We start from the raw sequence: 8,295 nt of genomic DNA, 5'->3' as shown, positions 1-8,295 counted from the left end.
GCTTCATACGACGCCGCGCCGGCGGCCGCCCGAATGTATTCGAGCTGTCGCAAGACAAGGCGCAGCGGGCGTACGGTAGTCATTCTACCGTAGCGCGCTGCAACGCTGGATTGCGGCAAATGGCCACCGGCCCTTCGGGTTGCGGCCCCAAATCGCGCCATCCGGCGTTGCAGAGCTTGACCGCAGAATGACTGCGGTCGGCGCTCTGCGCCTTGACTGACACGATTTGGGATCGCAACGCGGGGCCGTATGAAACGGCAACAGGCCCTAGGGTAAGTCATTTTCCACCACCGGAGTTTGCATTCTTATTGTTGCTTGTGAGGTGATCGCGATGTAATAGCCGTCGACCACGCCCGCCCCGCCCTCGCCACCATTCTCGCCACCGCTGATGTCGCTGCAAACCTGCTGGCGCGCATTCAGATACGGCACGGCGTTGACGATTGCGAAGATCACCGCATCCAGAGCGGGCACCACCAGGCGTTTACACCAGAGCGTGCGTATCTTGAGGAGATTGGCGTCCTGCAGGTTGATCTTGTGTACATCGCCATCGACTTTGAAACTCGCCGCCGTACCGGCACGCGCCCGCAGGTTGTCGTTGGGTATGACTTCGATCTTTCGCAAGGCGGTATCGTTCGCGTTGGGCACGAACTGCGTCTTGTGCAGTTGCGCGAAGACGGCCCGGGTCGGGCTGACGATCTGCACGCCGCCGCCGGCCGCACGCAGGGCCGTGGCAAAGGCCCGGGCGCGCTCCAGCGCGGTCTCGGTCTCGCCGGCCGAGTTCGCGTCGGCCGCGAACAAGGACGCCATGTCGTTGGCCAGTTCGGCGTTCATGGGCGCGAGTCGAGCGTTGTTCAGTGCGCCGACGCGGGCAGCGGCGAACGTCGCCGTGTTGAGCGTGTTCTTGGTGCGAAACACGCGCGTCATTTCGAATACGCCGCCGAGCAGCGCCAGAAACAGCACGAAAATCACCAGGAACTCGACGCTCCCCTGGCCTTGCTGTTTCCGTTGCCCGGCCATCGGTTAACTCTGACCGGCTTCCAGCAACGCACTGTGCAACGCGCGAATTTGGGGCCGGTATGCGCTGTCGGCGGGCAGCACCTTACTGGATGTTTCCAGCGTATCCACCGATTGCTTGAGGCGGGCGAGCGCCAGGTTGTACCAGAGCCGGCCGTCGTTCCGGTCGTGCCGCAAGCCTTGGGTATAGGTTCGCACGGCGGCCTGTAACTGTGCTTCACGCATATAGACGTTGCCCAGACGCAGCCAGACCTCGGGCAGGTTCGGGTGCGTCTGGGTGAGTTGCCGGTACAGGATTTCGGCGTCCGTCAGCCGGGCGTCGCGCAGTGCCCGAGCCGCCTTCTTCATGGTCCGCTGGACCTCGGCCCGGTCGTTGTCCGCCGGTAGGCGGGTCCTCGCCGCCGGCCTGGAGACGGATGTCCTCGGCGTGGATACGCAGGCGGACAACAGCACGCAGCAGCACACGATCACCCATAATTTCATACGACGAACCTCAACACTTGACCGGCCCGGATGCCGGCCCGCACGGCATTCCCGGCGCCGGTCTCGATCACGCAGCGCCCACCCGGCGCCCAGGAGACCGAAGCCGGCCCGGCTTGCCGGCGAATACGAAGCACCCGGCCGGCGCGGTCCAGGTGGACGATGTCTATGGCGACGCGCATGCCCAAGGTGTGCACCGCGCCGCAGGGCTCGAACCACCAGGCCTGGTCGTCGGCTAGCGCTTTGCGCCCGAGCAGCCCTCGCGCTCTGGCCCAGAAACCCAGCGGCCGAGTAGCCGCGGCGAACAGCACGCGTCCGTCTTCGCTTTCGATCCGGCCTTTTTCAAAGGCCATGCATAAGTCAAACCCCATGAATCAGCTTCATCACGATGGGAAAAGCGAGCACGATAAACGTCGTCGGAAAGATGAAAGCGACCAACGGAAAAATGAGTTTGACCGGCGCTTCCATCGCCAGCTTCTCGGCGCGCTGAAATCGATCGATGCGCTGCTGGTCGGCCTGAATTCGCAAGGTGTGGCCAATATCACCGCCGGTCTTGTCGGCCTGTGAGAGCGCGCTCACGACACCGGTCACCTCGCGCAGATCAAGCCGCTCGGCCATGCCCTCGAGCGCTTCGATACGCCCGGCCCCGGCCTTGATGTCGCGATTCACGCGCTCCAACTCGTGTCGGAACAAGCCTTCCGGGCCGTTCACCGTGGCCTGCACCAGGGCCCCGGCCAGGCTCAGCCCGGCCTCGACGGCCATCACGATAAAATCGAGATAAGTGGGCAGCGAACGGATGATCTCGCGTTCCCGTTTCTTGCGCGATTCATTGAGCTTGACGCTCGGCAACATAAAGCCGAGCGCGGCAGAAACGATCAGCAACAGCCAGTACGGACGCCCCACGAGCCACAGCCCGAATGCACCGAGCAGCAACGCGCCGACGGCGCTGACCACGCGCAGCCCGAAAAATTCTTCCGGCGTGACATGAAACGACCAGCCCGCCCGCTGTAGGCGGATATACGTGCGATGGATATATTCCGTCGACAGGACGCGCCCGAAGTAATGCGCCACGAAAACGGCCAGAGGCCATATCAGGCGCACCTGCCACGAGAGCGGGTCCATATACGTGCGATCCGCGCTACGTACGCTCGAACGAAACGCCCACAGCGCGGCGAACAGCAGCAACGCGGCCGCAACCGCAAGCAAACCCAACAAGTTCGGCATGAGCGCGTCAAACATCGATGGAAACGATTTTGTGAATAAAGTGGTAGCCGATCAATTCCATGACGATGATCACGGCGATCGTCGCCCAGCCGTACCAGGCGTGCAGCAGGTAGTACATCGCCGCGGGCTCCATCTGGCTGAGCGCCAGCACCAGAAAAATCGGCAGCGACACCATCACCAGCCCTTGCAGCTTGCCCTGGGCCGTGAGGCTGCGAATCTTGCCCTCCATCTGCAGGCGTTTTCGCAGGGTATCCGCGATCCGCTCCAGCGTTTCGGCCAAATTGCCGCCGATCTCGCGCGATACCTTCATGGCACAGACCACGAGTTGCACTTCGACCTCCGGCAACCGGTCGTACAGGTTATCGAGCGCTTCGCCGAACGGCACGCCGACTCGCAACTCGCGCAGCGTCAGCGCAAGCTCCTGGCCCAGCGGCGGATGCTCGAAGGACACCGTGGTTTCCAGCGCTTGATTGACGCTCAGACCGGCTTTCATGTTGGTGGCGATCGCCAGCAAGGCGTCCGGCAACTGCGCAACCGCGCGGCGGCGGCGCTGGCGGCGCAAAAACCAGTAAATCAGCGGCGGCGACCCCGCCACCAGTGCCGAGAGTAGTACCGCCAGCCACACGCTGCCGCTGACCACCAGTACGCTGCAGAAAATCAGCGCCAGCACCACCACGTTCATCGCAAACAGTTTCTGCGGCTGAATGAACAGAAACATCTCTTCCAGGTTTTGGGTCGCGGTATCCTGAAAAGTCTCGCGGTACCGGGCGCTGGCGCCGACCAGCGTGCGCCCGACGAAAAAAGCCCCCGCGCCACCCAGCACGGCGGCCATGAGCCCGAGCACGGTCACCATACTCATTGGGTCGCGGCCTCCGGATCGAACAGACTGAGATCGAGATCCACGCCGCGCTGGTGCAATTCTTCGTAAAATTCAGGCACCAGCCCGGTGGGCTCGTAGTGGCCGAGCACCCGGCCGTCGTCGTCGTAGCCGGTCTGCCGGAAACGAAATACCTCGGCGAGCTGGATACGACCGTTTTCCATGCCTACCACCTCCGTAATGCTGGTGATCTTGCGCGAGCCGCAGGGAAAGCGCGTCTGTTGCACGATCATGTTGACGGCCGAGGCGATTTGCTCCCGGATCGCGGTCGTGGGCAGGTCCATTCCCGCCATCAGCACCATCACCTCGACCCGCGACAGGCAGTCGCGGGCGCTGTTGGCGTGCGCCGTGGTGAGCGAGCCGTCGTGGCCGGTATTCATGGCTTGCAACATATCCAGGGCTTCGCCGCCGCGGCACTCGCCGACCACGATGCGGTCCGGCCGCATGCGCAGCGCATTGCGAACCAGATCGCGGATGCTGACTTCCCCGCGGCCCTCCTGATTCGGCGGCCGGCCTTCCAGCGATACTAGATTCGGGTGATGCAGCTGCAGTTCGGCGGAATCCTCGATTGTTACGATGCGTTCGTTCGAGGGAATATTATTGGACAGCACGTTCAGCAACGTCGTCTTACCCGAGCCGGTGCCGCCGGAAATCAAGATATTGCGTTTATAGCGCACGGCGACCTCGAGAAAGTCCACCATCGCTTGATCGATTGAGCCGAATTGAATCAGATGTTCGGTCGTCAGCCGCTCCTTCATGAATTTACGAATCGTCAGACACGGGCCTTTCAAGGCCAGCGGCGGAATGATCGCGTTCACGCGCGATCCGTCCTTGAGGCGGGCATCGACCATCGGCGAACTTTCGTCGATACGGCGGCCCAGCGGCGCCACGATCCGCTCGATCGTGGCCTGTATGGTCTGATCGTCCGTGAACGTGACATCGGATTTGTACATGCGGCCGCTGCGCTCGAAAAATACGTCGCGCGCCGAATTCACCATGATTTCGCTGATTTCCTCGCGCGCAAGCAACGGTTCGAGGGGCCCCAGGCCCACGGCCTCGGCCACCACTTGCTCGGTGAGCAAGCCCCGGTCGACCGTGTCGGGCAAATCGCGCAGCTTGGCAATGACTTCGCCCACCAATTGCGTGGTGAGCGTGCGCAGCTCGTCGTCGGACATCGAGCTGACATTGATACGCCGCAGGTCCATCTGGTCGTGCAACGCACGACGCAGATGCGCGCGCCAGTGATGCATCAATAGCGCATGTTCCGACAACGACGCCGATTGATCCAGCGCGCCGCCGGGCAAGTCGGTTTTCGCCGACACGGACGGGTTTCCCTGCTCGGCCGGCCGCGACGGCGCGGCGGCCGGCAACGAAGGTTTGCGTGCTTGCTCGGCGCTCGGTCCGGGCGCACGGGGCGTTTGCGACGCGGCGCGCCGTTCGTCGGGCTCTGCCGGCGACTCGACGGCGAACGGCTCGGACTGGGCGGCCTCGTTGTCCGCACGCGCGGAACGAACCCTGGTGCGGGGCCCCTTCGCCATCAGACGCAATCGGTAATCGTGAATCTCGATGACATCGTCGCGCTCGATCGGGCCGTAACGGCCAACCTTTTGTCCGTTGACCCGGGTCCCGATACGGCTGCCCAGATCCTGCACGAACAGGCCCTGTTCCTCGCGCATAATGCGCGCATGTTCGCGATCCAGGCGCCAACCGTGCAATACCAGCGCATTACTGGGATTTTTACCCACGAGACAGCTATCTTCGGCGATGAAATAATCGCCGACATGCATACCTTTCGCGGTATCAACTCGCACTTGAAACGCCATGACTCAGCCTCGCCGACTATTTCATCAGATCCTCATTAAGCAAGTCGCTTCCTGTGAGAACATGGCTCAAATGTTGCGACGCCGCCTGCAGGGAGGGCCTAATCGGCGTATTCGGTTGCTGAATACGCGGCGTTACCGTGATCACTAGCTCGGTGCGGTTTTGTTGAAAGTCCTTGGAGCGAAACAACTGGCCGAGAATCGGTATTTCCGACAACCAAGGCACCGCATCGATGTTGGTGTTCTCGGATGCGTTGACCAACCCGGAAATAATAATAGTGTCGCCCGGCCTTGCCGTGATGGTCGAAGAAGTTTCGCGCCGGCGCAGTCCGGGAATACCGTTGACGATTACCGAGTTATCGATGGAACTCATACTGGCCGTGATCGTCGATCGGATATTATTGTGCCGATCGATCACAGGCAAAATCTCTAACTGGATGCCGTACGGGCGAAATTGAACGTTTGTCGAGCCGAATTGATTAATGGTGGACACCGGCAAGTCACCGCCGGCCAGAAACGTCGCTTTTTCACCGCTGATGGTGCTTAGGCTCGGGGCCGCGAGCACACGCGCCACGCCTTCGCTTTGTAAAAGCTGCAACTGCGAGCCGAACGTGGATGTGAAACCGAGGTAGCCCGTGAGCTTGGTCGTCCCGGTGCCGACCCGCCCCAGCAAATTCTGAAGAGAACCGCCGCCCGCAATATCCGCGCCACCCTCGATCGCCGAAACCACGCCGAAATCGTTGTTCGGAATGATGTTGGTAACCACACCGAACGCCGGCCCAGCCGCCGTATCGTTCCAATTCACGCCCAGGTTGCGCACATAACTACGATTGATTTCAACGATCCGGACATCGAATGCGATGCTTTTTTGAATGTCCACATTGAGCTGCGGCTTGACCAGCGATATGACGTTGTCCAGTTGCTTGGTCAAATTCTGGAAACGTTTGAAGTCGCGCTGATCCACCTTCCCTGTCAATATGGTTTTGCCCAGGTGCTGGTCGACCTTTACTTTCGGAAACGGCGCCATGATCGAACGCACCAGGCTCAACCGGTCGTATTGTGGCTTCGCATATACGTGAACACTGTAAACATGACGCCGATCGCCCCGGGTCCAAACATAAACTTCGGTGACACCGGCGGCCTTGCCCAGCAGCAGTAGATTGCCGTTGTCGATCGGCGCTGCCTTGAGCACTTGATCGTTACCGACGATCACGCGCTTTACGGTGCCGACCCGAACGGTCTTGACCGAACCGACATGAACTTGCAAATACTTCTCGGCGGCGTACGCATTCGACGCCAAAGCCCCCGAAAGCACCAACAAGAGCCCGCAAAGAATAAATTGGAAAGAGTTCGGCCCACGCCGAAGAAATTGAAGCGTGTGCTCAACGCTTGGCATACGACCCCCATCGTTTCACTTTTCGGCGCCCTGACCTGCCCCGAACTGAAATGCCGATAAACCTAGAGCCGGCGTGCCGGCATCAGACAGTCTCGGCGAATGACGCCGCTCCCCTTGCGGTATCGTTCCCGAGCTATACCAGTAACCTTCGGCTTGAGGCGCATTGCCGGCCGGATACAGGCCGGCAATGCGCCTTTTGTCTTCTGCATTGCGAAGGAAAACTACAATCCGGCCTTCATCGCGCGCAACCACAAGACGCTCCGCCTGCGCCAAGGAGACGCCCACGGTAATCTGACTGTATTTCGCGCCTCCGCCGGGCAAATGCTGATATGACTGATTATGAGTGTGCAACGAATGCTCACCCGCGGCCAGAACCTTTACCCGACCCAAAACCGGCTTCAAGCGCTGCTGGACAGCACTCGGCTGGTCATCGAGCAAAACAAATAAGTCCACATAATCGCCGGGCAAGAGCATGCCCGAGGTATTTTGCAGAGAAGCGACCTGAATGCTTACTGCGCGCTGCCCCTCTTCCAACAGGTCGGAAAACCGATCAATCACCATACCGGCGACAAAGTCTTTTTGCAGCGTCTCACCGGCCCCCATATCCCGGTTCAGCACCTTACCTTTGACCTTGTCAAAAGTGCCCGGAACCACCGCCTCGCTGGGCACGTATTGACTGGGCAACCTGCCCACGGACACCGTCGCCCCCGAGATGACGTCACCCGCCTGCAATTTATGTTTGGCGACGATTACCCGCGTTGTTTCCGCTCGACCGCTCATTAGATCGAGGCGCATCGCCTCTTCACGCGAGGACAAATATCCGCGCATCAAGAAAAAAGCAAGCACACCAAACGCAATGGCGACAGCTAACAGGACCCAGCCTGTTACATCCCGAAACGACATCGATTCCCCCAACTCGAGATGAAATGCACACCCGGTGGAGCGATTGGCGCGCGACTTCTTTTACCTTTTTAACAAACTATAGCGTTTTTGAGAAGAGTCGCAGGTTGACCATTGTTAGACAAATGTTCGCATAGCCCCAAAATGGATCATCGATTCGTCGGTTTTTCAACGACGACGGGAAGGGATAAACCTTATGCGGCCTTGATTCAATCTACTTAATTAGTGCCAACGCTCCTTCTCAAAACCCTCATAACTTGCTATAAAATTGCAATGATAAAAACGCCACGCCGCGCATCGCGCGCGTAGTAGATCTTGTTGGGAGGGGGTCTATGCCGTTTGAAAACGCCATTTCGGAAGACTGCCGGCGGATGCGCGGCGTAGCCGGCCGGACGCCGCACCTTCCGATCTTACAGGCGTAGTCATCATGCCCCGGCCGCACACGCCCCCGCGCCGCCAGGCCGGCGTCGGCGCGGTCGAATACATCCTCGGCACCGGCGTGTTGCTGGTCATACTGCTGACGCCGTTTCCGTTTCACGGCACCACGCTTAATGTGGTGCAACGCGTGATTTTCGCCATTCAGC

The 8,295-nt window shown here is 60.3% G+C and carries 8 protein-coding genes; all 8 read right to left on the bottom strand.

Translation table 11 applies throughout. The features are described 5' to 3' along the window. Positions 1–267: 267 nt before the first annotated feature. Genes VFJ08_RS07005 through cpaB form a run of 8 tightly spaced genes read right to left on the bottom strand, consistent with a single transcriptional unit; the run spans position 268 to position 7,714 of the window. Positions 268–1,017, bottom strand: a complete 750-nt coding sequence (locus VFJ08_RS07005) for a TadE/TadG family type IV pilus assembly protein (protein WP_324996481.1) — start codon at positions 1,015–1,017, stop codon at positions 268–270. Between the two features lie 3 nt (positions 1,018–1,020). Further along, entirely contained in the window at positions 1,021–1,497 is a 477-nt protein-coding gene (locus tag VFJ08_RS07000; RefSeq protein ID WP_324996480.1) for a tetratricopeptide repeat protein, read from the bottom strand. Beyond that, a complete protein-coding gene (locus VFJ08_RS06995; protein WP_324996479.1) occupies positions 1,494–1,847 on the bottom strand; it encodes a DUF192 domain-containing protein in 354 nt (117 codons plus the stop codon). The genes VFJ08_RS07000 and VFJ08_RS06995 overlap by 4 nt, the downstream gene beginning before the upstream one ends. Positions 1,848–1,854: 7 nt before the next feature. Then, entirely contained in the window at positions 1,855–2,733 is an 879-nt protein-coding gene (locus VFJ08_RS06990; protein WP_324996478.1) for a type II secretion system F family protein, read from the bottom strand. Beyond that, positions 2,726–3,577: a type II secretion system F family protein gene (locus VFJ08_RS06985; protein ID WP_324996477.1), complete on the bottom strand. Its 852-nt coding sequence runs from the start codon at positions 3,575–3,577 to the stop codon at positions 2,726–2,728. The genes VFJ08_RS06990 and VFJ08_RS06985 overlap by 8 nt, the downstream gene beginning before the upstream one ends. Further along, positions 3,574–5,418 (bottom strand): ATPase, T2SS/T4P/T4SS family, encoded by a 1,845-nt coding sequence (locus tag VFJ08_RS06980; RefSeq protein WP_324996476.1) that lies wholly within the window; start codon positions 5,416–5,418, stop codon positions 3,574–3,576. The genes VFJ08_RS06985 and VFJ08_RS06980 overlap by 4 nt, the downstream gene beginning before the upstream one ends. Before the next feature lie 16 nt (positions 5,419–5,434). After that, the gene (locus tag VFJ08_RS06975; protein WP_324996475.1) at positions 5,435–6,811 is read right to left on the bottom strand and encodes a type II and III secretion system protein family protein; all 1,377 of its coding nucleotides are present in this window, start codon (positions 6,809–6,811) and stop codon (positions 5,435–5,437) included. A gap of 15 nt (positions 6,812–6,826) precedes the next feature. Further along, complete coding sequence (cpaB, locus tag VFJ08_RS06970; RefSeq protein ID WP_324996474.1) at positions 6,827–7,714, bottom strand: Flp pilus assembly protein CpaB; 888 nt, start codon at positions 7,712–7,714, stop codon at positions 6,827–6,829. Positions 7,715–8,295: the final 581 nt, after the last annotated feature.

The sequence above is a fragment of the Salinisphaera sp. genome, assembly GCF_035690525.1.
Classification (GTDB): domain Bacteria; phylum Pseudomonadota; class Gammaproteobacteria; order Nevskiales; family Salinisphaeraceae; genus Salinisphaera.
This window is presented reverse-complemented; position numbering and strand designations above follow the sequence as displayed.